The following is a 24,575-nucleotide window of genomic DNA, read 5'->3' on the forward strand; positions in this document are numbered from 1 at the left end:
GAATTCTAATAAACCAACCCGAACAATCAGAATGCCCGACAATTGATTGCCACAAAAAAACGCCGTGGCACTAGCCACGGCGTCAACGACACATTTACAGTAAAGTTGGGGAGTTATCGTTTTGGTTCTTGAAAGAATTGGTCAGATGGCAAGACATCTTAAGCCCAGATCATTTCCTCCATTCTCATGAGCATCTATGCGTGCTCTCCCAGCAGGGAAGAGCAGACGCGATTTTTGCCGCTGACTTTCGCCTGATAGAGCACCCGATCGGCCTCTTCGATCACATCGGCGACTTCAATTCCCAACCGCAACGTCACCGAGGCGATGCCGACACTGACCGTCGGCATGATCTTCTCGCTATTCAAGGGGAGAGAAAGCGACGCCACATTCTGCCGGAACCGCTCGGCAACCACTCTGGCACACTCCTGCGACGTATCGGGGAGCAGCACCGCAAATTCCTCCCCGCCGTAGCGGGAAACGACATCGGATTTCCGGAAACTGAGCCTGAGCATCTTCGCAATGGCGACAAGAACCTGGTCTCCGGCTCCGTGGCCGAAGGTATCGTTAACGCGCTTGAAGTCGTCGAGATCGATCAACAGCAGGGAAAACGGCTTGGTGGTCCGCTTCCGGGCCTCGACTTCAAGCATTGCCTCGAAGACCCGACGGTTGTAAAGACCGGTCAGATGGTCGCGCATGGAAAGGTTCTTGAGTCGATCACACTCCCGGGCAGCTGCCAGGGAGCGCGCAAAATTTTCGCCTATTCCGTTCACGAACTCGTCGGAATATTGACATTCGGCAATCGATTGACGGGAAAGGGAAAGCGTTCCCGACCCGTCGGGGAAAGGAATTGCATAGACGTCCGCGGCGTCGCTCAGCCCCTTCTGCGCAGGGTCGACAAAGACAGGAGACGTGGCGCCATTTAGACGTTTTTTTGACAGACAGCGACCGCGCCCATCCCTTCCCCGCCCGATCGCGCCAGAGGAATAGTCGTGACAGCAAACCGAAAGCAGTTGCCACCCGAGAGTCTCGCTGAGCCATGAAGATGCGGCCTCGCACACCTCCCGCGGGTCGAGAAGCGAACCGACGACCGCGCCAAACTCCGCAACGAGCAGCAATTCGGCAACGCGCCGCTTCATGGCGGCAGGAGATTCGTCACACCAGGAGATTGTCGATTTCAGTTCGTGACGTGCATAGGGCGCGCGCGTTATCCGTCCCGGCTTTACCGCAGATATTCCCGCCATGATGTTCGATTGCAGCATTCCGATTTCCTCCCTGAAAGAATACAACACAATAGTTACAGTTAATTACGCGGCATTGTCGTCAAAAAGCATATTTAGTGCCAGTCCATTAACACGACATAAAAATCACTATTTGACGTCCCTCCGGAATTCTTTACCATGACGACGCTAAATGCTTTATTTTTAAAATAAAACTATGTATGATTTCTCACATCCGCATATATTCCCAAGAAGTGCCCGTTGCGAATTTGTCATGGATTGAGGTCCTTCGAGGACACGCCTCTCGAATATTTTTCATCTGAGGCACGTGCAAAACGTGATGAGGAGGCCGGGATGCCAGACGCAAGGAAGCGAGGCGTACCCATTGGTACGTTGAGTTTGCGAGCGAGCGGCAACACCGCAGACCAGCCCCGCGATAGTTTTGCATGAGCCTCATCTGTTAATGAGCGTAACTGCTATGAATCCATCCCTCTCATTCTCCATACGGAAGCACATGATAATCCTGATCGTCGTCATGACGGTCGTCCCCCTTGGGATTATCCTGTATTCGGCCTTCAGGCAGCAGAACTACACTGTCCACGAAGAACGCCTTGTTGCTGAGAGGCTTGCCGACGAAATCAGCAACGATCAAGAGGTGCTTCTTTCAGGAACCGAACAACTGCTCATAACCCTCTCCCATCTTCCAGCCATCCGGAAGCATGACACCGAAGAGACAAACCACCTCCTCGCCGAACTCATCAAGCAGAGCCCCCAGATCGCCAATATCCTGATGATTGATCCAACCGGCCGGACCTGGGCATCGGCACTCCCGGCCCGTGGCACCATCGATGTTTCCGACCGGAGATATTTCAAAAATGCGATGGCAACCGGGCAGTTATCATCGGGTGAATTCGTTATCGGCAGGGTCCTCAACAAACCGGTGCTCAATTTCGGCTATCCCATCAAAAACGCAGCGGGGCATATCACGAATATTGCCATGGTTGCCCTCTCCCTTGAAAAATACCATCAGCTGCTCAAGATGAAGAAAATGCCCCCACGGACGTCTCTGGTGTTGACGGACCACCGGGGGATCATCCTCTTTGATGCTACTGCCCAACAGTTTATTGGGAGACAGGACAATAACAGAATTTTCCAGCGCATGACTGAAGGCCCTGATATGGGGACGTTCGAGGCGGTCGGAATCACCGGGATCCGACGATATTTCGCCTATCAGAAAGTCCGTCTGAGCGGCGAAGAGAAGCCATACATGTATGTGCGCACCGGCATTCCGGTGGAGACGGTGGCAAAGAGAATCCGCTCGGAACTCCTGCTCCATGTGGGGGTCATGACGACCGTCATGATAATGGCCATCGTTCTGGCCGCTTACATCAGCAAACGGGGGCTCATTGACAAAGTCGTCGCTCTTCGTAATGCCACACAGCGGGTTGCCCAGGGGGATCTTACGGTCCGTGTCTCTGAACATGTTTCCGGCGGTGAACTTGGTGAGCTCGGTTGCGCATTTGATGAGATGGCCCGCCAGTTGGCCGAGGATATTACGGAGCGGCAGCGAGCCGAACAGGCGCTTCGGGACTCGGAGAGGCGTTTTGCGGATCTGGTCAAGTTTTTGCCCGATGCCATGTTTGCCCTGGACCGTAACGGCATCGTTATCGCCTGGAACCGTGAGATGGAAGTGATGAGCGGTTTATCGGCAGCCGACATTGTCGGCCGCGACTGCAGGGAGGTGGGGAGGGCGTTGCATGGCGAACCGCGTGAGGTGCTCGCCAACTTCATTCTTTCGCGGGACGAAGACCTTCTCCGCCGCTACTACCCGTCCGTCAAGTTTGACGGGGACCACGTGTTCACGGAAGATCACCCCATGAAGACCGGGAATCGATGGATTTGGGCCATTGCCGGCCCACTGTTCGACTCTTCGGGAAACGTTGCCGGTGCCATCGAGGTAGTGCGCGACGTGACTGACCGAAAAATGATTGAAGAAGAACTGAGGAGGAGCGAGATCCGCTATCGACGTCTCTTTCAGGACAGTCATGCGGTCATGCTCCTCCTCGACTCGAAAACCGGCTGCATCGTCGATGCAAATCCTGCAGCATCTTCTTACTACGGCTATTCCATCAATGAGTTGCGGGGAAAGCCCATAAGCATGATCAATACCCTTTCTCCCGAGAAGATTGCGCAGGAGCTGGTACTCGCTCGAAAAGAAGGGCGGAGGCACTTCTTCTTTGAGCACCGCCTGGCCAGCGGCCAGGTTCATCCGGTCGAGGTGTTCAGCGGCCCCATCGAGATCGACGGGAAACCGCTCCTTTTCTCGATCGTCCATGACATTACCAAGCGGAGGGAGGCGGAAGAAAAGCTTCAGGCCATGAATACAGAGTTGGAGCAGAGGGTCCTGGAACGAACCACCCAACTGGAAGAGGCCAACAGGGAACTCGAGTCGTTCAGCTATTCCGTATCCCATGACCTGCAGGCGCCGCTACGGCACATGACGGCCTACAGCAGGATCCTCCTCGACGATTTCCAGGACAAGCTGGACGCCGACGCGGTCGGATATCTTGACCGGATCGTCCAGAATGGCGCGAAGATGGAGTCGTTGATCGATGCGTTGTTGCAGCTCTCACGGGCAGGCAGAACAGATATGACGATCAGCACCGTAAATTTGACGGTTCTTGCCAATGAGATGATAAACGAACTGCGGCTGGAAGATCTCGAAAGGACCGTTCGGGTTACCATTGCCGAAGGGCTCACGACCAGAGGAGATCCCGTGCTCCTGCGGTCGGTGCTGGAAAACGTGTTGCGGAATGCGTGGAAGTACACACGCCAAACCGACGAGGCAATAATCGAGGTGGGCGCAGAGGAGAAAAACGGCAGCACCATATTTTTCGTGCGGGATAACGGCATCGGGTTTGACATGGCATACGCAGACAAAATCTTCGATGCCTTCCAACGCCTTCATACCGACGAAGATTTCAGGGGAAGCGGCATTGGCCTTGCCACCGTCAAGCGGATCATCAACCGCCATGGCGGGGATATCTGGGTACAGGCGGAGAAGGGTAAGGGCACAACCGTGTACTTCACCATCGGGTGCTGATCCCCCTATCGCCCTGCACCGTCCCATTCTCCAGCGAGAAAAAGTGGCATTCCTTCATGAGGTCAGTATTTCTCGCTTACTGCATCCTCTACCCTGCGGACTTCGCGTCGGAGTAAGGGAATGACCCGGACGACAGCGGCGCCGTCGCTCTTTCGAGCCGCCGTTTCCACGTCGGCGGCGCATCTGCTCACATGGGGCGCACCAATTGTTGCGGCCGCTCCCTTCACGGAGTGGGCAGCCGCGGCCAGTTCAGCGTACTTGCCGGCGGCGAGGTGTTCCTCCATCCGCTTGCACTCCGTCGCCGTTGACTGGGCGAAGATGGAGAGTACCTCGGCAAGGCAGTCCCCGATTCCCGCGTCATGGAACTGTGACTGCTGAAATTCGAGGTCAAACGGAGAACCTTCATCGGGAGCATCATTCATCGGGCACCTCTCCTCGGGTGGTGATTCGCCTCTTTCTCCGGCGATACGAAGGAGCATTCTCTGCAACTCGCCACGGATAAGGGGCTTGGCTAGGTAGTCGGACATCCCTGCGGCAAGAAAACGGTCCCGGTCATCCTTCAGGGCATGGGCAGTCAGGGCGGCAATCGGAATCGTGCGAGCCTTCTCCCCCGCGTCTCCCCGGCGAATAGCCCGCGTTGCCTCGATCCCGTCCATCTCGGGCATTGAAATATCCATGAGAACCAGGTCGTACGTGCCATCCCTGAGGGAGTCAACGGCCTCCCTGCCGTTAGTGACGGCAGCGACCCGCTGCTTGAGCGCCGTAAGCAGACCAATGGCCACCGTCCGGTTCAGCTCGTTGTCCTCGGCCACAAGCACTGAGAGGCAGGGAAGTACGCTGTCGGAAAGCTCCTCGCCGGCGGTTTTGGCAACGGGAGGGCCGGTTGCGGGCCTCAGCGGGAGGAGAACACGAAAGGTCGCCCCGTTCCCCGCCTCACTCTCAACCTCGATGGTTCCCCCCATCAGTTCCACGAGACTCCGGACGATGGCGAGCCCGAGGCCGGTTCCACCATAGTTGCGGGTTGTGGAAGAATCGGCCTGGCGGAACAGCTCGAAGATCCTCTCTTGCTTGTCCTTCTCTATCCCGATGCCGGTATCGATTACCGTAAAGAGCAGATTCCCGCCGGCGGGGTCCGCATCTGCCGCAAGGGTGACCCGTCCACCCGTCGGGGTAAACTTGACGGCGTTTGAAAGAAGATTGGTCAGTATCTGACGGAGGCGGGACGGATCGCCGCAAATGAACTGCGGCGCCTCATCGCCCACAAGGACCGAGAGACTGATGTTTTTCCGCTCTGCCTTCACGGCAAACAGGCGGCGGAGCGATTCGACAAAGGAGCGGAGTTCCAGCGCTTCGTCCGAAAGCTCCAGGCGCCGGGCTTCGACCCGGGAAAAATCGAGAATGTCGTTGATAATGGTCAGGAGCGATTCGGCGGCATTACTCGAGTCATCCACCAGCCGGCGCTGCTGCTGAGTGAGATGGGTCTCCTGCAGCAACTGGTTGATCCCTATGATAGCGTTCATGGGTGTACGGATCTCATGACTCATGGTGGCGAGGAATTCGCCCTTGGCACGGTTCGCCTCCTCGGCCTCCTTCCTTGCCTGGACGAGTTCGGCGGTCTTCGCCTCCACCTTTTCCTCCAGGTTATGGATGAAGGCGTGGAGTTCCGTCGACATGACGTTGAAGGACGCGGCGAGTTCATTCATTTCACGATCACGACCGAGAGGAATTTGCTCGCCGAGGTAGCGGCGGTCATGGGCGATCCGGCGGGCACTTTCGGTGACGGATGCCAGTGGTCCTAGGACAACGCGGCTGAAGAACCAGCTCTTGATGGCGAAAAACAAGGCGATCACCGCCAGGAGCAGCGCCGACAGCTTGAGGGAAAAGCTGTTGGCCTCGGCATAGGCCTCGGATAGGGGAATCCGGATGGAGATTGCCGACACGAGCTCGTTCTCATGGCGGCTGAAGCTGCGCTTGGGCCCATAGGTGCGGACCAGGCCGCCGGGCGCCTTCTCCGGGCTGCTGTGGCAGAGGAGACAAGATTTTTCCATTGATTCGCCCCGTACCATGGAGACGAAAAACAGCTTGCCGTCGATCTCACGTACGCCGTTGAACGTGGTTACCGCCGGGTTGTGGCCGGCCTGCTCAAGAAACTTACGTTCAAAGGGATCTGCCTCGTTCCGGGGACTCCGTGCGTTGATGGCGCATTCCTTGTAGTAGTACCCTTTCCCGTGCCGGGCCTGGAATATCTTGTCGATCTCTCGAACGGCATAGGTGGAGGACATCCAGACCGGATCGAAATAATCCTTGTCCCGCAGGGACGCAGTGAAGTCAAGAAGCCGCGGCTTGAGCTCCTTGTTGATATAGGCGTGGATTGCGAGATGCCGCGCGAGGATTCGTTCGACATCCTGGCCGGCATCCTTGAGGGCCAGCCGTTTTTGGGCGACGTTCACCACAAGGATGATGACCAGGGATGTGACGCCGAGGAGGAGGAGATTTATCCGGAGAAGCCGTGCCTTGATTGAGGAAGCCTGTTTCTGGAGAACCATGGTATTTCTGCTCCTTTTCCCCTGTTGTTACGAGAAAAAAAGGGATTGTCACATTACTGCACAATCCTTGCCGAATCAGCCTCAAAGGTTTCTTTGACACGAAAAAAGCCGCCACGACAGGTAATCGTGGCGGCCCGAACTTCCCCGTTGCACTCCTCCCCTCAGCGTGCCATCTGCTCCAACTCCACATCACGCGCCAGTTGAGGAATATCAAGAATGAGGGCCACTGAGCCGTCGCCCAGGATGGTGGCACCCGAGAGTCCGCGGATATCCTTGTACATCTTCCCCAGCGACTTGATGACCGTCTGGTGCTCGCCGATGACGTGGTCCACCACGAAGCCGACCCTCGTTCCCCCCACCCGGGTGATGACGATCTGCTCGATCTCCGGCTGTTCGCCCCGGATCAGGAACCGCTCCCGCAGGGGGATGTAGGGGACAATCTGATCGCGGACCGTGGCAAGGTTGCGGCCGTGGGCGCTGCGCACATTCTCCCGGGTCAGCTCCACGCACTCCTCCACGATGGAGAGGGGAAGCACGAAGCAGTCGGAGCCGATCTTCACCAGGAGGCTCTCGATGATGGCGAGGGTCAGGGGGAGCTTGATGGTGATGACGGTCCCCTTACCCCGCTCACTCTGGATGTCGATGGTCCCCCGCAGGGCGTCGATGGCCCGCTTCACCACATCCATGCCGACCCCGCGCCCCGAGACGCTCGTGACGGTCTTGGCGGTGGAGAAGCCAGGGGCGAAGATGAGACTGAAGATCTCCTTGTCGGAGAGTTCGGCCGAGGCCGGGATAAGCCCCCGCTCGATTCCCTTGGCGCGGATCGCCTCCCGGTCGAGCCCCTTGCCGTCGTCGGTGATGGTGATGAGGACGCTGTCCCCGGAGTGGACAGCGGCCAGGTGCACGGTTCCCTGGGCCGGCTTGCCGGCGGCGACCCGCTCCTCGGGACGCTCGATTCCGTGATCCAGGGAGTTGCGAATGAGATGGACCAGGGGATCGTTCAGCTTCTCGATGACCGTCTTGTCCAGCTCGGTCTCGGCGCCGGCGGTGGTCATCTCGATATCCTTGCCCAGTTCCACCGAAAGGTCGCGCACGAGGCGCTTGAACTTGCTGAAGGTGGTGCCGATGGGGAGCATCCGGATGTTGAGGGCCGTGTCGCGCAACTCGTTGGTGAGCCTCTCCACCTCCTCGGCAATGGTAACCAGCAGCGCATCGGCCCGGCCGGCGGCGGTCTGGGAAAGACGGGCCTGGACGGTGACGAGTTCTCCCACCAGGTTCACCAGCAGGTCGAGCTTTTCCGCCGGGACCCGGATGCTCGACGCGCTCTCCTGGACCTGGCGCTCCTTGCGGACCTCCTTCACGTGCTGCTGCTCGATGAGGGCCGACTCAACCTTCTCGGGGGAGACGATTCCCTGCTCAACGAGAAGTTCGCCGAAGCGCTTCTGTTTGGCGAGAATCGCCTCCATGTCCTGCCGGGTCAGATCACCCCGCTCCGCGAGAATAAAGCCGAGCTTTTTGTAATCGGTGTCAACGTCAAGGACACCGCCGTCGTCGATGACATCGATTTTCAGCTCGCAGTCGTCCTCGATGAAAATGAAGACGTCCCGAATGGCGTCGATCCCCCGGTTCGTGGTCAAAATCACGTCCCAGAAGACGTGGCAGTGTTCGGGATCAATCTCCTCCAACCGGGGCACTTTCGCCATCTGGGCAACGGTTCGGCAGTGGCCCAACTGGCGGAGTTCCGCCAGAAGGAGCAGCGGGTTGGTGCCGTTGACGGTCACCTCAGGGGAAGGAACAAAGCGGATGCGGTAGGTGACCGCTGTTTCACCCCCCTTCGATTCCTGGGCGCCCCCTCCCACGGGTGCTTCTTTGGCGGACGCGCCATCCGGCGCCGCCGGCACAAGCCGCCGGAGCCCGGCGATGACCTCCTCGGCCTGGCGCCCTTCCACCGGTTCTGCCCCGCCGTCGGAGGCGTCCAGCATCCCCTTGATGAGGTCCCGGGCCTTGAGGGTGAGGTTGACCAGGTCCCTCGTGACCGTCATCCGGCCGTTGCGGACCATGTCGAAGACGGTTTCCACCTCGTGGGTGAAGGTGGCGATGTCGTCGAAGCCGAACATGGCCCCGGAACCCTTGATGGTGTGCATGGCTCGAAAGACCCGGCTGATGAGGTCCATGTCCTCGGGAGTTTCCTCCAGTTCCAGGAGCGACGTCTCCAGCTCCGCCAGAAGCTCGTAGGCCTCTTCCTTGTATGCCTGCCTGTGGGCGTCCATCAGCCGAGCACCTTTTTGACCACTGCCACCAGTTGCTCGGGCTTGAAGGGCTTGACAATCCAGCCGGTGGCCCCCGCGGCTTTTCCTTCGGCCTTTTTCGCATCCTGGCTTTCGGTGGTGAGCATGATGATCGGGGTGAACCGGTAGGCGGGGAGCCCCCGGACTCCCTTGATGAGCCCGATTCCGTCCAGGTTCGGCATGTTCAGGTCGGTGATCACCATATCGACCTTCGTCCCCCCCAGTTTCCCCAGGGCGTCCTTGCCGTCCACCGCCTCCACCACGTCGTAGCCGTTCTGCTTGAGGGTAAACGCCACCATCTGGCGCACGCTGGCGGAATCGTCAACCGTCATGATTGTCTTGGCCATTACTCGTATCCTCCAATCCAGATACAGGATTTTCCCACATCAACGGCGCATCCCACGTGGCGCCGGAAACCGGCGAGGCATGCCGCCTCGTCCAGGATGGGATTCGTCAGTCCTTCGACGCCAAATCCCTTCTCCCTGCCATAGGCCGACCGGTGGGCGGAGCAGAGAAGCTGCAAGCCGGTGATGTCCACGGCGCTCACCCCTTCCAGGTTGACACGCACCCGTCCCGCCGCATCGAAGGCGTCAAGGAGAGCCGCCGAGAACTCTCCGGCGAAGGGAATGGTCAGCTCGCCATTCACCTTGAGGACAAGGGTAGCGTTTTCCCCTCCAACCTCTTCCCGCGTAATCGTCAGTCCGTCCATCCTTATCTCTCCTTGCAAGGCTCGCGTTTTTAAGCTTAGCCGTTACCGGTCCCCGGTCCAGGTCTTCAAAACAGCTCCACATTGTCGCCAAGCCCGTCGTCGTCGGCCACGCCCGCGGACGCGGCAAACAGAGCCGGCATCGGCTCGACTCTGGCGCCATTCCCGGAGATCATTGCATCGTGAACCTTCCGTTCGCTGTGCATAGTATACCGTTCGGCCAGCTCCCGCAGCCGCAGCTCTTTGGCATGTGCCGTCGTAGCGGGCGCAAAGGGGCGCACAGCACCCACGACGCCATTGATCTCAGCCAGCACCTCATCAATGAGCGCAGCCGAAGTTTCGTGAACGGTCATCACCGCCGTGGCCTGGTCAATGTCGTGGGAGAGGGACTGGACCGCAGAATCGAGCCGGCAGAGGAGGTCGAGGAGGCGCTCGTTGACGCCCCGGACTGACCCGACGAGACTGCGGATCTCGCCGATGAAGCCATCCACCTCTTCCGCAATGACGCTGACATCGGTGTCGATTTCGCGGCTCAGGCTTTCGGTCACTTCAGTGACCTTCCTGAGGGTGTCGGAAACGGCGCCGGTCCGTGCCCGGGCATCCACCGACAGGTGCTGAATCGCCTCGGCAAGAACACCGAGGGCGGCTCCCCCCTCGCCGGTATTGGCGGCCTTTACCTGGGAGTTGAGAGCGATGAGCTCGATCTCGGAACCGATCTCCTCAATGTCGGTGACAAAGCCGGCAATGTCCCGCACCGAAGCCACGACCGTCTCCATGGCCGACGCCAGGTTCCGGTTGGCCGCGGCGTTGTCGGAGAGGACGTCGGTCACCCGCCCCATGCCGCTCTCCATGTCGGCGAAAAAAGAACTCCCGGCCTGGTCGGCGGTTCCGGCCATGACGCGGGTTTCATCCGACAGGCGAGTCTGCTGGCGGGCGATGGCCCGAAGATTCTCCACGATCCGCACCACGGCGGATGAAAGCTCATCCCGGGCGTGGCGCAGCTGGGCCTCCTGGAGCTCGCAGACATCAGCCACCTCGCCGGCCCCCTTCACCGGATCGGCGGCCTGGCCAGCAAGATTCGGGACCAGGTCGTCAAGGGCCTCCTTGACGTGCTCGATCTGCTGGCGGGTGATGTCATGGAACTGGAGCGAGGTGACCACTTCGGCGATGCTCTCAGCGGTTTCGGCAGAGGATGACGTGACGATGCCGACCGCTTCGGAGCAGCGGCCATGGATCTCGGCCAGGGTGTCGAGGCTCTCGCGGGTCTTGTCGAGGATCTGATGGACGTTTTTTCTCTGCTCCGCTTCCGACGCGGTGACTCGTGCAAGGGTCCCGCCGATCCTGGCTGACAGAGTTTCCCTCTCGCCCAGGATGGCGACGGACTTTTCTTTTATGGAGACCGAAAGCCGCTCCACGTCATCGGCCAGAGTGTTGAACCCCGCGGCCCCCTCGCCGAGCCGGGCGCTTTCGATCTTGACCGCGGTGCTCAGCATGTGAAGGTTCTTGATTATTTTCCGGAACCCGTCCAGGGGCTCGTCGACATGGCTGATGTGGGAAAGTATCGTCTTGAGGGTGGTGGCGCTCTGGTCGCTTTCTGCCTCGGCGCGGGTGAGGTAGTCGGCAATCCGGTCGACGATGCCGTGGAGCGCCGCCATGTCGCGGCTGATTTCGTCGCCCAGGATCAGGTCCGCCACCTGGCGGGACATCCCCTCGATCTCCCCGGCCCGGCCGTAGAAGTCGTGGAGACGGGCGCCGATGGCAAGGAACTCCTCTTCGGTGGAGCCGTTGAAAAGGGCAAGCCGGCCGCCGATGCTCAGGAGCTGCTGGTGCCACGCCTCGAACTGTGCGGAGAGAGCCTGGTTTGCCGACAGGGGAGATGAAGCGTCAATCGCTGCTTCGGACTGATCCGGATCTGGCCTGAACCTGCGCAAGAATGCTAATGTCACGGAGGGACCACCTTTGTTCTGGGAAGAACAGCCGGCGCAACCGGAATCGGCTTCGCTAACTGTAGGGAATCGCAATCTGTTTACACTATCGTCAGGGAGCTGGATATCTTTAGCAAAAGCTTATGGCATCAGGGAATTCCTGATCTCGCCGCCGCTACACGAGACCGTGGCTTCGAATCTCCTTCAACAGCTTCTGCCTGGTGATGGGCTTCACCAGGTACGAGGTTGCCCCGCCCCGGTACAATGCATCAACGACGTTCTTCGGGTCGTCGAGGGCGGTGGTCATGATGACCCTCACCTCGTTGGCGCATGCAATCCCCAGTTCCCGCTCAAGCTCCCTCATGCGTTCCAGGGCGCCGTGGCCATCAAGATTGGGCATCATGATATCCATGCAGACCAAGTCATAGGGGCGCTTTTCCTCATGGGCAAGCCGGAAAGCCTTCACGGCCTCTTCGCCGTCAGTGGCGATATCGCACTCGCCCAGGGGAGTGATCAGCTCCTTCATGATTTTGCGGGATATGAAATCATCCTCGACAATCAGCGTCTTCATTACTTCCCTCTCCTTTCGCACACAAGGTACCCAGATTGCTTATCGGCCACTTGTGCCGATAGTTGAGAAAAAAATAATGGAGCACCCCGGCACCTCCCGTTTTCAAACGCAAAAGCGCCACGGTTGCCCGTGGCGCTTTTGCGTGTTTTCAAGCAGGATTGCTGCGTGAAGATCTCTATTTTTTGAAGTCAGCGTACCGGGAAATGACGAAATCCCGATCCTTGGCCTCCTTCTGGTGGCATTCGAAGCAGTTTTTCACCGGGTCGATCCCCGAGGGTTTCCCCTCCGGCGTAAAGCCGGCAAAGAGCCAGCCTCCGGTGGTGGCCTGCTTCTTGTCCTTCGTCATGAGGACGACCATGCTCTTCTTCCCCTTGACCGGCTTTCCCCCCTCGTTCCTGATGGTGTACTGCACCACCACGAAACGGCTCCCTTCCGGGTACGCGCCCCCCTTCTTGTAGGCGGACATCGTCTTCTTGTCCACATAGATGTTGTGGATGCCGTAGAAAAGGGACGTCTTGTCGTTAATCACCTTCTCCGAACTCTTCTCCCACTTTTCGTATCCCTTGGGGAGCGCCACCTTCTCTGCCGCAAAAGCGGCCGAAGCAGCCAGAATGGCTGCTACCGCCGTTACGCCTGCCAATCTTGTCATCGATTTACTCCTCCCGTGCTCAATCTCATCTGCCACCCTTCGTGGCTGCGGAATGCCCGGCCATTTTCGCCCATCTCCCCGCGGGCGTCAAGAACAACGGAGGCGTGTATTCACCCCTTGATGAAGACATTGAGTCTTGATGGTTTCTTGATGTCTATCAGCGGCATATTGAGACCTCCTTTATGCGGGATGGACTAATCTAACACCAGGGAAGAATCTTTCGGGCTCAAGTGGAGGGAGGTAATTTCCATGAAGATCTATCGTTTTGATACTCAAACCGGTGTTTACCTTGGAGAAGATTTCACCGATGACCCCGGAATGGGAACACCTATCCTGCCGTCAGATTCTACGACCATCGCGCCGCCACAGGTCAAACCGGGAGATACGCTCTATTTCAACGAACGTGAACAACGGTGGGAAGTCCGCAATCGGCCTACTCCCCTTTCACTAATACGATCAGCAGGTAAAATAGGTACGTTGGCATCCGAAACGGAGACCAAATCATGACCCAGTACGAATGGCTGCAAACAATCCTCTTTCTCGTTCTCCTCTTGGCCGCAGTGAAGCCGCTGGGGGCCTTCATGGCCAAGGTCTTCCAGGGGGAGCGCACCATGCTGTCGCCGGTCCTTGCCCCCTGTGAGAACCTCCTCTTCCGGGTCTGCGGAGTGAAACGGGACGAGGAGATGGACTGGAAGCGGTACGCCGCCGCCGTGCTCCTTTTCAATCTGGCGCTCTTCGTGTCGCTCTTCGCCATCCTGATGCTGCAGCACCTGCTGCCGCTCAACCCGCAGAAGTTCCCGGCCTTCACCTGGCAACTGGCGCTCAACACCGCTATCAGTTTCGTTACCAACACCAACTGGCAAGCCTACAGCGGTGAATCGGCGGCCAGCTACTTCACCCAGATGGTGGGGCTGGCGGTGCACAACTTCGTCTCCGCCGCCACCGGTATTGCCGTGGCGATCGCGGTGATACGGGGCTTTGCCCGGCGCAGGACCTCGATGCTGGGCAATTTCTGGGTCGACATGACCCGCTGCACCCTCTATGTCCTCCTGCCCATTACCCTCGTCAGCGCCCTCGTCCTGGTTTCTCAGGGGGTGACCCAGAACTTCAGCAACTACAAGACAGTCCCCCTGGTCCAGCCCATCACCTACGACAAGCCCACGGCGGACGCCAAGGGGAATCCGGTCACCGCGCGCGTGACTGTCAAAGAGGTCACCATCCCCATGGGGCCGGTCGCCTCCCAGGAAGCGATCAAGGAACTGGGGACCAACGGCGGAGGCTTCTTCAACGCCAACTCGGCACACCCCTACGAGAACCCAACGCCCCTTTCCCACATGGTGGAGATTTTTCTGATCCTCCTCATCCCGTTCGCCCTCACCTCCACCTTTGGCGTCATGGTGGGAAACACCCGCCAGGGATGGGCGATCCTGGGGGTGATGGTCCTGATCATGGCGATCTCCTTTGCGGTGCTGCAAGGCGCGGAAACGGGCGGCAACCCCCTCGTGGCCAAGCTGGGCGTCCACGGCGTCAACATGGAGGGAAAGGAGGTCCGCTTCGGTCTGGCCGGCACGAACCTCTTCAGCGTGGCAACCACCGGTACATCCTGCGGCGCAGTCGCAACCATGCATGACTCCCTCACCCCCCTCGGCGGCATGATCCCCCTGGGCCTGATACTGCTGGGCGAAATCGCTCCCGGCGGGGTCGGCTCCGGGCTCTACACCATGCTCGCCTTCGCGGTTATCGCCGTCTTCGTGGCGGGACTGATGATCGGTAGGACGCCGGAGTTTCTGGGGAAGAAGATCGAGGTGTGCGAGATGTGGATGTCGATCATCACGGTCCTGGCCGCAGGGGTTGTGGTGCTGATCCTTTCCGGCATCGCCATGATCACGCCAAAGGCCGTGGCCTCCATGGCCAACCCCGGCTCCCATGGCCTGTCCGAGGTGCTGTACGCCTTCGCCTCCATGGCCAACAACAACGGCAGCGCCTTTGCCGGGCTGAGCGCCAACGTCAATTTCTACAACATCCTGGGTTCCCTGGCCATGCTGGTCGGGCGCTTTGTCCCGGCCGTCGCGGTGCTCGCCATGGCCGGTTCCCTGGCGGAGAAGAAGTACGTCCCCCCCAGCCTGGGGACGCTTCCCACCGACAAGGTCCCCTTTGCCCTCTGGCTCACGCTGGTGATCCTGATCGTCGGCGCCCTGACCTTTTTCCCGGCCCTGTCGCTTGGCCCGATCGTCGAGCATCTGACCATGCTGGGAGGTAAATAATCCATGTCGATACACAAGCCCGAACCGATTTCCATCTTCGACAGCCGGATCATGAAACCCGCGCTGATCGAATCCTTCAAAAAGCTCGATCCCCGCCAACTGTGGCGCAACCCGGTCATGTTCTGCGTGGAGATCGCCAGCGTCATCACGCTGGCAACCTTTGTGATGTCGCTTACCGGCGCCAACAGGGAGCCGGCCTGGTTCACCGGTCTGGTATCGGTCTGGCTCTGGCTGACGGTCATCTTCTCCACCTTTGCCGAGGCCCTGGCCGAGGGGCGCGGCAAGGCCCGGGCAGCCAGCTTGCGGAAGACCCGCACCGACGTGACCGCCAAGCGGCTCGCCAAGCCTGACTTCACGAGCGCCTTCACCACCGTGGGCGCCAACCAACTCCGCAAGGATGATTTCATCCTGGTTGAGGCGGGAGAGTTGATCGCCGGCGACGGTGACGTGGTGGCCGGGGCGGCCCTGGTGAACGAGTCGGCAGTGACCGGCGAATCGGCCCCGGTGGTGCGCGAATCGGGGGGCGACCGGAGCGCGGTCACCGGCGGCACCACGGTCATCGCCAACTCGATCATCGTCAGGATCACCGCCAATCCGGGGGAGACCTTCCTGGACCGGATGATCTCCCTGATCGAGGGGGCCAAGCGGCGCAAGACCCCCAACGAGATCGCCCTGGAGGTGCTCCTGATCGCCCTGACGCTGGTTTTCCTCCTGGTCTGCGCCAACATCAGCCCCCTCTCCATGTACAGCGTCAAGGCCGCCGGCCAGGGGTCCCCGGTATCGCTGACCGTCCTGACGGCCCTGTTCGTCTGCCTGGCACCCACCACCATAGCCGCGCTCCTGCCCGCCATCGGCATCGCCGGCATGGACCGGCTGTTCCAGAAAAACGTCATCGCATTGTCGGGGCGGGCCATCGAGGCGGCCGGCGACGTGAACGTGCTCCTCCTGGACAAAACCGGCACCATCACCCTCGGTAACCGTGAGGCGGTGGCTTTTGTCCCGGTCGGCGGCCACAGCGAACAGGAACTGGCCGAGGCGGCCCTGATGGCGTCGCTCACCGACGAGACCCCTGAAGGGCGGAGCATTGTGGCACTTGCGAAGCAGAAGCACGGTCTGAAAGGTGACGCGCTCCCCCCCGATGCAGAAACCATCGCCTTCAGCGCCGAAACCCGCCTGTCCGGCGTCAACACGGGCGGCAACCGATACCGCAAAGGGGCTGCCGACTCGACGGTTGCCTTCGTCAGAACGCTGGGCGCAAGGGCCATCCCCGGCGAACTGACGGATGTGGTCGACAGGATTGCCCGGGCCGGGGCAACTCCGCTCGTGGTCAGTTGCGACGCCGAGATCCTCGGAGTGGTAAACCTGAAGGACATCATCAAGGGTGGTATCCAGGAGAGGTTTCAGCAGTTGCGGAGCATGGGGATCAAGACCGTGATGATCACCGGTGACAACCCCCTCACCGCTGCCGCCATCGCGGCCGAGGCCCAGGTGGACGATTTCCTTGCCCAGGCCAGGCCGGAGGACAAGCTGCGCCTGATCAAGGAAAACCAGGAGGCCGGCTACATGGTGGCCATGACCGGCGATGGCACCAACGACGCCCCGGCCCTGGCCCAGGCGGATGTGGCGGTTGCCATGAACACCGGCACCCAGCCTGCCCGGGAGGCGGCCAACATCATCGACCTGGACAGCAACCCCACCAAGCTGCTGGACATCGTCGAGGTGGGGAAACAGATTCTCATGACCCGGGGGAACCTGACCACCTTCAGCATCTCCAACGACGTGGCCAAGTACTTTGCCATCATCCCGGCCATGCTCCTCTCCATCTATCCCCAGTTGGAAGTGCTGAACATCATGCACCTGGCCACCCCCCTGAGCGCGATTCTCTCGGCGGTCATCTTCAACGCGATCATCATCCCGCTCCTGGTACCGCTGGCCCTCAGGGGAACCAAGTTCCGCCCCATGCCGGCCGAAAAGCTCCTGATCCATAACCTCCTCATCTACGGGGCCGGAGGGATCATCGCACCGTTCGTGGGGATCAAGGGAATCGACCTGATGATCGGAATGTTTGCGTAAGGAAGGGGAAAACCATGAACGATATAAAACCTGCTCTCCTGATGGCAGTCGTCTTTACCATCATCTGCGGCGGCATCTATCCGGCGGTAGTGACCGGGATTGCCCAGGCCGTATTTCCGAAGGAGGCCACAGGGAGCTTCGTCACCGATAGAAGCGGGCGCGAGATCGGGTCGGCACTCATCGGTCAACCCTTCTCCGATCCGAAGTATTTCTGGTCCCGGCCCTCGGCAACCACTGACTTCGGTTACAACCCCATGGGCTCCGGCGGCTCCAATGCCGGCCCCACCAATCCCGACTACCTGAAGAAAGTGGCCGACCGGGTCAAGGCGTTCAAGGATGCTGGCGTTTCCGGCGAGATCCCGACCGATCTGATTCAGGCCTCGGCCAGCGGCCTTGACCCCCATATTTCGCCGGAAGCGGCGAACGTGCAGATTCCACGTGTTGCCAGGGCGCGGGGAATGAAGGCGGACGAACTGAAGAGGCTTGTATCGGCCCACGCCGAAGACCGTCAATTCGGAATTCTCGGAAATCCGCGGGTGAATGTGCTTATGCTGAATCTGGCCTTGGATAGGTTGGTCCCATGACCGATATCGACGACGATAGACGCCCTTCGCCGGAGGCGTTTTTGAGGCTCGCCCAGGAGGAAGCGGCTCAGGCGGAACGGGGAAGGCTGAAGATCTTCCTCGGCTATGCGGCCGGAGTCGGGAAGACCTACGCCATGCTGGAGGATGGCCGCCAGCGGAAAGGGGAAGGCCGGGACGTGGTGGCCGCGTATGTGGAGTCCCACGGCCGGACCGAAACCGATGCGCTTCTCGAAGGGATGGAGATCATCCCCCCGGCACGCATCGAGTACCAGGGGGTCACGCTTCGCGAGGTGGATGTGGATGCGGTGCTGGCCCGCAGGCCCCGGATCGCCCTGGTGGATGAACTGGCCCACACCAACGCCCCCGGTTCGCGGCATGAGAAGCGCTGGCAGGATGTGGAGGAGCTCCTGGCGGCCGGCATCGATGTCTACACCACGGTCAACGTCCAGCACTTCGAGAGTCTGAACGACGTGGTTGTGCAGATCACCGGCATCGCCGTGCGGGAGACCGTCCCCGACAGCCTCCTGGACCAGGCGGCAGAGATCCGGCTCGTGGACATCCCGCCGGAGGATCTCCTGCAGCGCCTGCGCGAGGGGAAGGTCTACGTGCCGGAGCAGGCGGCATTTGCCGCTGAAAAATTCTTCCGGCCCGGCAACCTGATCGCCCTGCGGGAGTTGTCGCTTCGCCGTGCCGCCTCCCGGGTTGACGAGGAGATGCGGGCCTACATGGAGTCGCGGGCCATTCCGGGGCCCTGGCCGGCGGCCGAGCGGCTCCTGGTGAGCGTCAGCGGCAGTCCGTACAGCGAGCGGCTGATCCGCACCACCCGCCGCCTTGCGGACGAGTTGAAGGCCCCCTGGTTCACGGTCTACGTGGAGACTCCCGGCGACGGGAGGCACGAGCAGGAAAACCGGGAACGGGTCTGGAAGGATCTCCGCCTGGCCGAAAGCCTCGGCGCCCAGGTTGCCACGGTGAGCGCCACGTCGGTGGCGGCGGCGGTCATCGACTATGCCCGCCGCCACAACATAACCCAGATTGTTGTCGGCAAGCCGGCAAAATCGCGCTGGCGCGAGTTCCTGCGCCTTCCCCTCGTCGACCAGATCATCCGCCTGAGCGGCGCCATCGATGTCCATGTGGTCAGCTTCGAACCGGCCGAAGCTCAAAAGGGACCGGCAATCCCGAGGCAGAGAAGGCCGTTTTCCCTCACCGGATACATGGCGAGCCTGGCCCTCGTCGCCACGGCTACCTTCGCCTGCCTCCTCGTTCGCCCCTTCCTCGCGCCGACCAACATGGTCATGGTCTACCTGCTGGCGGTGGTTCTGGCCGCACTGCGACTCGGCCTGAAGCCGGCAATCCTCACGGCCTTTCTGGGTGTCCTGGCATTCGACTTTTTCTTCGTACCGCCACGCCTGACCTTTGCCGTAGTAGATACCCAGTACCTGATCACCTTTGCAGCGCTCTTCACTGTGGGGGTTGTCATCAGTTCCCTCGTCTCCAAGGTGCGTGAACGGGCCGAAGCCGTGCGGGAACGGGAGGTGCAGACCGCGTCCCTCTACTATCTGAGCCGCGACCTGGCCGCCGTTGCCGATATCGAAACCCTCGTGCAGGTCGTAGTCAGAAACATCGGCGAGTCACTTGCAGCCGGATCTACCGTGCTCCTCCCCAAAGGGGATCGGCTCGAAGTCGCTGCCGCGAGCAAAGGGCTCAAACCCGACGTAAAGGAGATGGCAGTGGCCGACTGGGCGTTTCGCAACCGTCAACCGGCGGGACAGGGGACCGAAACACTCATCTCGGCAGGTCTCCTTTATCTTCCGCTCCAGACATCGGGGAATATCCTCGGGGTGCTGGGGGTCAGGCTGAAAAACGTTGCCGATTATCGGTCTACCCAGATCCGCCGGCTTCTCGACGCCTTTGTCACCCAGACCGCCATGGCGCTGGAGCGGGTCCAGCTCTCCCGGCAGGCCGAACAGGCCCAGATCCTCCAGGCCCGGGAAACCCTGGAGCGGGCACTCCTCAACTCCATTTCCCACGACTTGCGCACGCCCCTCGTCTCCATAACCGGCGCCCTGGACACCCTGCGCGAAAAGGTGCATACCCTGGCCAACGAGGCCCGGATGGAGCTTCTTGACACCGCAAGGGAAGAGGCGGAGCGGCTGAACCGTTTCGTCGGCAATCTTCTCGACATGACCCGCCTGGAGGCAGGGGCGATCAAGCTGAAGCGGGAGCTGTGCGATATTCAGGACCTGGTCGGATGTGCTCTGGCAGCCCTTGAACGGCGGATCGGAGGACGAAGGGTCGATGTTCTTCTCCCCACCGACCTGCCGATGGTCAGGATGGACATGGTCATGATGACCCAGGTGCTGGTGAATCTGCTTGATAATGCGTTAAAGTACTCGCCGCCCGAGAGCGGCATAGAAATATCGGCTCGCGTGGATGACGGAAGGCTCGGCATGGAGGTGGCCGACCACGGCCCCGGCATTCCCGAACAGGACCTGAAGAGGGTATTCGACAAGTTCTACCGGATCCCGGTCCCGGAAGGATCACGGGGGACAGGCCTTGGTCTCTCCATCTGCAAGGGGTTTGTCGAGGCGCACGGCGGCGCCATCCGGGCCGAAAACCGGGCCCGTGGCGGATTGAGAGTAATCGTCACGTTGCCGATCAAATAGGGGAAAAGGAATGACGAAGGAAAACCGTCTGCCGAGGATACTCATAGTCGATGACGAGCTGGCGATACGGCGCTTCCTCTGCACCGCCCTCGATACCGGGGAGTTTTCCCTCCACCAGGCGGAAGACGGCCATGCCGCCCTGGCGGCAGCGGTTGCAACAAAGCCGGACGTGATCCTCCTCGACCTGGGACTGCCGGATATGGACGGGGTTGGGGTCATCCAACGGATACGGGAATGGTCGCAGGTGCCGATCATCGTCCTTTCCGTGCGGGAGCGCGAGGACGACAAGGTGGCTGCGCTGGATGCCGGGGCAGACGACTACCTGACCAAGCCATTCGGCGTCGCGGAGCTTGTGGCCCGGATTCGCGCGGCACTGCGGCGCGCCTTGCAGCAGACTCCGGAACCTGTCTTCCGTTCCGCAGACCTGGAGGTGGATCTGGCACACCGGCGGGTCACGGTCGATGGCGGCGAGATCCAGCTCACCCCCACCGAATACGAGCTGCTGCGCCTGCTGGTGATCCATGCGGGAAAGGTCCTCACCCACAGCCAGATTCTCCGGCAGATATGGGGGGTCTCGCACCTCGAGCAACCCCACGTGCTACGGGTGAACATCAGCAATCTTCGCCGCAAAATAGAAAAGGACCCCTCCCGCCCGCGCCACATCCTCACCGAACCCGGAGTCGGCTACCGTCTCCGGTGCGACGGCAGTTGATATTCCGACGGGAGCTTTACCGCCTCCTTCTTGCATCAACTATCTTGCCGGAGCCTTCGCCTTCTGATGTACCAGGTCGAACTGGAGCATCAGGTAGCCGTAGTGGATGTCGTTTCCATTTCCGGAGGCATCGCGGAAGAATTTGCCGCTAAAGAAGTGATCGTAGCCGGCGATGACCGAGAGGTTGCCGCTCATGGCCCAGGTGAGCGTGAAATCGGTCTCCAGGCCGATGCTTCGGCTGAATCCCTCCTCCACGTGGTTGGCAAGAAAGTAGCGCCCTGTGGCGGAAAAGTTCAGCTCCTTCGTGAGGTCGGCCCCCCACCCGAGGGTGTAGATCTGGAGGCCGCTGGCATGGTGGCCGCCGACATCGGCACCGAAGCCGCCGATGACTTTCATGTCGCCGAACAGCGGCGAATCGTTGGTGGGGGTGCTGAGCTCCCTCCGGGACGAAACGCCCGTGGCCGCTTCGCCGTCGCCGGAACCAAGGGCGTAGCTCAAGAAAAAGTGGTTGTGGAAACCGGCCACCGAGGTATCCACGCTCAGGTCCGCATGCCCCCCGTAGGCCTGGATGCTCTCGTTTCCCCCGGTATTCGGGTTAAAGAGACGCCCGCTCTGGTAGACCGGTTCGATCTCAAGGGTTGCGGGGCCCAGAGTTACCGTTCCCCGCAGGCCCCAGGTGGTACGGTGTTCGCCCACGTGATGGTCCCCGGAGCCGGTGTCCCGGAAACCGTACGCCTCGATGGCGTTCCCTTCCGCAAAGGTCCACGTGGCATACCCCCCTGCCAGGGTCCCCTTTCTTCCTTCGGAGAAGGGAGGTGCATACCATCCGCCCAGGAGATCCACCGTCAGTTTCTCCAGGGGCCTCGCCCGCAGCCTGAGCGCATCGAACGTGAGGCCATCCATGAACGCATCACTCCCCAGGATAAAGGCGCTGCCGTACACGAATTCCTGGCGCCCGGCCTTGAGAGCCAACAGCTCGGAGCCCGGCATTTTCCCTTCGACAAAGCCTTGATAAAGGGAAAACCTGTTGTATTCCTGGCTCCCCCCCCTGAAACCGAACCCTTGCCCCTCCACGTGCAGGTCGAGGTAATCGGTCGGATGCCAGTAGGCGTACGGCTTCACCCGGTAGAGGAAGCGCCCCTCGCCGTGGCCGGGGGCATAGCTGAAATCGGCAAGCCGGAAGTTACCAACACCTTCTCCCCGCAGAAAGCCATTGACGCCAACCTTGTACTCGAACTCCGGCACCTCGGGCTTGGCGAGGATCTCCTCTATCGCCCCCCGACGCGTCAGGTATCCTTCGTACTTCGTCAGTTCATCCTTCAACGACTCGTGCAGGGTCGCGATCTGGTCCAGGTCCTCCCTCTTCACCGCGTCTTTTCCCACTATGTCACACTGTGTTACGACCTTTTCAATGACGTAGAGAAAATATTTTGCCAATTCGGCTCTGGAAATGGGCTTTCCTTCCACCAGTACCGTATCCGGGAGCTTTTTTTCGGCATCGTATTTTTTCGCCAGTTCCCCTATTTGTTTGCAGGACCAATGGCTGACCGTCACTTGCTCGGGAATCTGCTGATCACCGCCAGCAGCAAAGGCGGGATTCCCGCAGAGAGTGCTGAAAATCAGGGATGCGAGAAGTAGAGTTCTTCCCATTAACAAAGCTTCCTTTCCATCAATTTACGAGATCAGCGCTGGCAGCCCTTATTACCGCAGACCGGACACCCCTGCATGGAAAAGGGGGGCTCCAGGTGGCAGGCGGCAAGGAGCTCGGCATTGCGGAAAATCTCCCGTGGCGGCCCGTCGGCGGCCACCAGCCCCTCCTTGAGGACGATGGTCCGCTCACAGAGCTCCAGCACCATGTCCAGATCGTGGCTCGTGAATATCTTCGTATGCCTGAACTCCCGGAGAAGCCCCATGAGCTGGCGCCGGGCAAAGGGATCAAGCCCCGCCGTCGGCTCGTCCATGACCAGGATATCCGGCGACATGGAGAGGACCGTGGCTATGGCGGCCCGCTTCTTCTCCCCCCCTGAGAGCCGATAGGGGGGCTTGTCCCGCAGGTGCCCGGCGCCGACCCGGGCAAGGGATTCCTCTACCCGCCGCTCCACTTCCCCGGGAGGAAGCCCCAGGTTGAGGGGGCCGAAGGCCACGTCCTCTCCCACCGTCGGCATGAAAAGCTGGTCGTCCGGGTCCTGGAAAACCATTCCCACGGTTCGCCGCACCTCATTGAGGGTTGTACGGACCACCGGGGTATCGCCGATCCGGACCTCCCCCGCGGTTGGAGGGAGATACCCGTTGAGATGGAGGAGGAGTGTCGATTTCCCGGCCCCGTTGGCGCCGATCACCGCCACCGATTCTCCGTGGTGAATCGTGAAGGAAACCCCCCGCAGGGCCTCGGTTCCGTCGGGATAGGAGTGGCGAAGGTCCTTGACCTCAACGATATGGTGACTCATCGGAAGACTCCCGTTACCAGCACACCGATCAGGCGCGGCACGTTGACGAAGCGCAGTAGCATGAAGAGGAAACACCACCCTGCCGTAAAGGCCATCTCGCGCCGTCCGAAAGAGCTCTCGCGCCGGGCATGAAACTCCCCCTGGAACCCACGGGAAAGCATGGCCATGTGGATCCGCTCGGCCCGGTCCCAGGTGCGCAGGAGGAGACTCCCCAGCAGGGAGCCGTAGGCCCTGAGCCCCATCCCTCGCCCGGCGAAGGAACGCAGTTCCCTGGCTCGGGACATCCGTATCCCCTCGTCCCCAAGGACGAAGATGTAGCGGTAGAGGAAGAGAAGCTGCACCACGAAAGCCCGGGGAACTCCGAACCGTTGAAGCGCCCGGCAGACCCCGGCGAAGCCGGTCACGGCCACAAGCACCACCGCGCCCCCAACCGTAAGCGCGGCACGGAGGATGATCGACACGAACGACACCCATCCCCCGGACACCGCCAGGGAGCCGAAAGAGAGGAGCGGCTCCCGGTCGAACAGCGGATTGAAGAGCCCCACCAGGGCGGCAAAGGGAAGGACCACCAGGAGCTTGCGGACCACAATCCCCGGAGGGAGTCCGCTCACGGCAACCATCACCAGCGGAAAGATCGCAAAGGGGATGAGGCCCGAAACCTCATAGCGGCCGAAGGAAACCACCGACACAATATAGACAAGGGTCACGAGGACCTTCGCCCGGGGATCGAGCCGGTGGATGGCCGAATCGCCGCCGGCCAGGAGGTCGAGTCGGTTCAGATCGCGGAGTGCCGTTTCAATGTGTGCCATGGGTTGGAAAAGCGAACA

18 protein-coding genes are annotated in these 24,575 nt (G+C 60.5%); 7 read left to right on the forward strand and 11 right to left on the reverse strand.

What is annotated here, in order from left to right; all coding sequences use genetic code 11:
* Positions 1-194: 194 nt before the first annotated feature.
* Positions 195-1,259, reverse strand: a complete 1,065-nt coding sequence (locus tag KI811_RS00910; protein ID WP_214184607.1) for a GGDEF domain-containing protein — start codon at positions 1,257-1,259, stop codon at positions 195-197.
* Between the two features lie 421 nt (positions 1,260-1,680).
* Here KI811_RS00910 and KI811_RS00915 point away from each other — a divergent pair, with 421 nt between their 5' ends.
* Complete coding sequence (locus tag KI811_RS00915) at positions 1,681-4,320, forward strand: PAS domain S-box protein (protein WP_214184608.1); 2,640 nt, start codon at positions 1,681-1,683, stop codon at positions 4,318-4,320.
* A gap of 62 nt (positions 4,321-4,382) precedes the next feature.
* Here KI811_RS00915 and KI811_RS00920 read toward each other — a convergent pair whose 3' ends face one another.
* The 7 genes from KI811_RS00920 to KI811_RS00950 all read right to left on the reverse strand — a co-directional run bounded on the left by KI811_RS00920 (position 4,383) and on the right by KI811_RS00950 (position 13,005).
* Positions 4,383-6,866, reverse strand: coding sequence for an ATP-binding protein (locus KI811_RS00920; RefSeq protein ID WP_214184609.1), 2,484 nt, complete (start codon positions 6,864-6,866; stop codon positions 4,383-4,385).
* A gap of 161 nt (positions 6,867-7,027) precedes the next feature.
* The gene (locus KI811_RS00925; protein ID WP_214184610.1) at positions 7,028-9,136 is read right to left on the reverse strand and encodes a chemotaxis protein CheA; all 2,109 of its coding nucleotides are present in this window, start codon (positions 9,134-9,136) and stop codon (positions 7,028-7,030) included.
* Positions 9,136-9,501, reverse strand: a complete 366-nt coding sequence (locus KI811_RS00930) for a response regulator (protein WP_214184611.1) — start codon at positions 9,499-9,501, stop codon at positions 9,136-9,138. The genes KI811_RS00925 and KI811_RS00930 overlap by 1 nt, the downstream gene beginning before the upstream one ends.
* Positions 9,501-9,863, reverse strand: coding sequence for an STAS domain-containing protein (locus KI811_RS00935; protein WP_214184612.1), 363 nt, complete (start codon positions 9,861-9,863; stop codon positions 9,501-9,503). The genes KI811_RS00930 and KI811_RS00935 overlap by 1 nt, the downstream gene beginning before the upstream one ends.
* A gap of 65 nt (positions 9,864-9,928) precedes the next feature.
* Entirely contained in the window at positions 9,929-11,806 is a 1,878-nt protein-coding gene (locus tag KI811_RS00940; protein ID WP_214184613.1) for a methyl-accepting chemotaxis protein, read from the reverse strand.
* Between the two features lie 154 nt (positions 11,807-11,960).
* On the reverse strand, positions 11,961-12,356 hold the full coding sequence (locus KI811_RS00945; RefSeq protein ID WP_214184614.1) for a response regulator: 396 nt from the start codon (positions 12,354-12,356) through the stop codon (positions 11,961-11,963).
* A 175-nt stretch (positions 12,357-12,531) separates the two neighbouring features.
* On the reverse strand, positions 12,532-13,005 hold the full coding sequence (locus KI811_RS00950) for a cytochrome P460 family protein (protein ID WP_214184615.1): 474 nt from the start codon (positions 13,003-13,005) through the stop codon (positions 12,532-12,534).
* Positions 13,006-13,254: 249 nt separating this feature from the next.
* Here KI811_RS00950 and KI811_RS00955 point away from each other — a divergent pair, with 249 nt between their 5' ends.
* The 6 genes from KI811_RS00955 to KI811_RS00980 are packed head-to-tail and all read left to right on the forward strand — an operon-like array spanning position 13,255 to position 21,301.
* On the forward strand, positions 13,255-13,512 hold the full coding sequence (locus tag KI811_RS00955; protein WP_214184616.1) for a hypothetical protein: 258 nt from the start codon (positions 13,255-13,257) through the stop codon (positions 13,510-13,512).
* Positions 13,509-15,269, forward strand: coding sequence for a potassium-transporting ATPase subunit KdpA (kdpA, locus tag KI811_RS00960; RefSeq protein WP_214184617.1), 1,761 nt, complete (start codon positions 13,509-13,511; stop codon positions 15,267-15,269). The genes KI811_RS00955 and kdpA overlap by 4 nt, the downstream gene beginning before the upstream one ends.
* A 3-nt stretch (positions 15,270-15,272) precedes the next feature.
* Entirely contained in the window at positions 15,273-17,342 is a 2,070-nt protein-coding gene (gene kdpB / locus KI811_RS00965) for a potassium-transporting ATPase subunit KdpB (RefSeq protein WP_214184618.1), read from the forward strand.
* Between the two features lie 14 nt (positions 17,343-17,356).
* Positions 17,357-17,926 carry a potassium-transporting ATPase subunit KdpC gene (gene kdpC, locus KI811_RS00970; protein ID WP_214184619.1) on the forward strand — a complete coding sequence of 190 codons (570 nt, stop codon included), beginning with the start codon at positions 17,357-17,359 and terminating at the stop codon, positions 17,924-17,926.
* The gene (locus tag KI811_RS00975) at positions 17,923-20,589 is read left to right on the forward strand and encodes a sensor histidine kinase (RefSeq protein WP_214184620.1); all 2,667 of its coding nucleotides are present in this window, start codon (positions 17,923-17,925) and stop codon (positions 20,587-20,589) included. The genes kdpC and KI811_RS00975 overlap by 4 nt, the downstream gene beginning before the upstream one ends.
* A 10-nt stretch (positions 20,590-20,599) precedes the next feature.
* The gene (locus KI811_RS00980) at positions 20,600-21,301 is read left to right on the forward strand and encodes a response regulator (RefSeq protein ID WP_214184621.1); all 702 of its coding nucleotides are present in this window, start codon (positions 20,600-20,602) and stop codon (positions 21,299-21,301) included.
* 39 nt (positions 21,302-21,340) lie between these two features.
* Here KI811_RS00980 and KI811_RS00985 read toward each other — a convergent pair whose 3' ends face one another.
* The 3 genes from KI811_RS00985 to cbiQ are packed head-to-tail and all read right to left on the reverse strand — an operon-like array spanning position 21,341 to position 24,557.
* Positions 21,341-22,951, reverse strand: coding sequence for an alginate export family protein (locus KI811_RS00985; RefSeq protein WP_214184622.1), 1,611 nt, complete (start codon positions 22,949-22,951; stop codon positions 21,341-21,343).
* Between the two features lie 32 nt (positions 22,952-22,983).
* Positions 22,984-23,748: an energy-coupling factor ABC transporter ATP-binding protein gene (locus KI811_RS00990; RefSeq protein WP_214184623.1), complete on the reverse strand. Its 765-nt coding sequence runs from the start codon at positions 23,746-23,748 to the stop codon at positions 22,984-22,986.
* A complete protein-coding gene (gene cbiQ, locus KI811_RS00995) occupies positions 23,745-24,557 on the reverse strand; it encodes a cobalt ECF transporter T component CbiQ (protein WP_214184624.1) in 813 nt (270 codons plus the stop codon). The genes KI811_RS00990 and cbiQ overlap by 4 nt, the downstream gene beginning before the upstream one ends.
* Positions 24,558-24,575 lie beyond the last annotated feature (18 nt).

Source organism: Geobacter hydrogenophilus (genome assembly GCF_018501225.1).
GTDB classification, from domain to species: domain Bacteria; phylum Desulfobacterota; class Desulfuromonadia; order Geobacterales; family Geobacteraceae; genus Geobacter; species Geobacter hydrogenophilus.

Bases quoted from the DNA above. Each gene is read 5' to 3' on its own strand.
- KI811_RS00950 (WP_214184615.1), bottom strand. From the start codon at position 13,005: ATGACAAGATTGGCAGGCGTAACGGCGGTAGCAGCCATTCTGGCTGCT.
- KI811_RS00925 (WP_214184610.1), bottom strand. From the start codon at position 9,136: ATGGACGCCCACAGGCAGGCATACAAGGAAGAGGCCTACGAGCTTCTG.
- KI811_RS00980 (WP_214184621.1), top strand. From the start codon at position 20,600: ATGACGAAGGAAAACCGTCTGCCGAGGATACTCATAGTCGATGACGAG.
- KI811_RS00935 (WP_214184612.1), bottom strand. From the start codon at position 9,863: ATGGACGGACTGACGATTACGCGGGAAGAGGTTGGAGGGGAAAACGCT.
- KI811_RS00910 (WP_214184607.1), bottom strand. From the start codon at position 1,259: ATGCTGCAATCGAACATCATGGCGGGAATATCTGCGGTAAAGCCGGGA.
- cbiQ (WP_214184624.1), bottom strand. From the start codon at position 24,557: ATGGCACACATTGAAACGGCACTCCGCGATCTGAACCGACTCGACCTC.
- kdpA (WP_214184617.1), top strand. From the start codon at position 13,509: ATGACCCAGTACGAATGGCTGCAAACAATCCTCTTTCTCGTTCTCCTC.
- KI811_RS00920 (WP_214184609.1), bottom strand. From the start codon at position 6,866: ATGGTTCTCCAGAAACAGGCTTCCTCAATCAAGGCACGGCTTCTCCGG.
- kdpB (WP_214184618.1), top strand. From the start codon at position 15,273: ATGTCGATACACAAGCCCGAACCGATTTCCATCTTCGACAGCCGGATC.
- kdpC (WP_214184619.1), top strand. From the start codon at position 17,357: ATGAACGATATAAAACCTGCTCTCCTGATGGCAGTCGTCTTTACCATC.
- KI811_RS00990 (WP_214184623.1), bottom strand. From the start codon at position 23,748: ATGAGTCACCATATCGTTGAGGTCAAGGACCTTCGCCACTCCTATCCC.
- KI811_RS00975 (WP_214184620.1), top strand. From the start codon at position 17,923: ATGACCGATATCGACGACGATAGACGCCCTTCGCCGGAGGCGTTTTTG.
- KI811_RS00985 (WP_214184622.1), bottom strand. From the start codon at position 22,951: ATGGGAAGAACTCTACTTCTCGCATCCCTGATTTTCAGCACTCTCTGC.
- KI811_RS00930 (WP_214184611.1), bottom strand. From the start codon at position 9,501: ATGGCCAAGACAATCATGACGGTTGACGATTCCGCCAGCGTGCGCCAG.
- KI811_RS00955 (WP_214184616.1), top strand. From the start codon at position 13,255: ATGAAGATCTATCGTTTTGATACTCAAACCGGTGTTTACCTTGGAGAA.
- KI811_RS00915 (WP_214184608.1), top strand. From the start codon at position 1,681: ATGAGCGTAACTGCTATGAATCCATCCCTCTCATTCTCCATACGGAAG.
- KI811_RS00945 (WP_214184614.1), bottom strand. From the start codon at position 12,356: ATGAAGACGCTGATTGTCGAGGATGATTTCATATCCCGCAAAATCATG.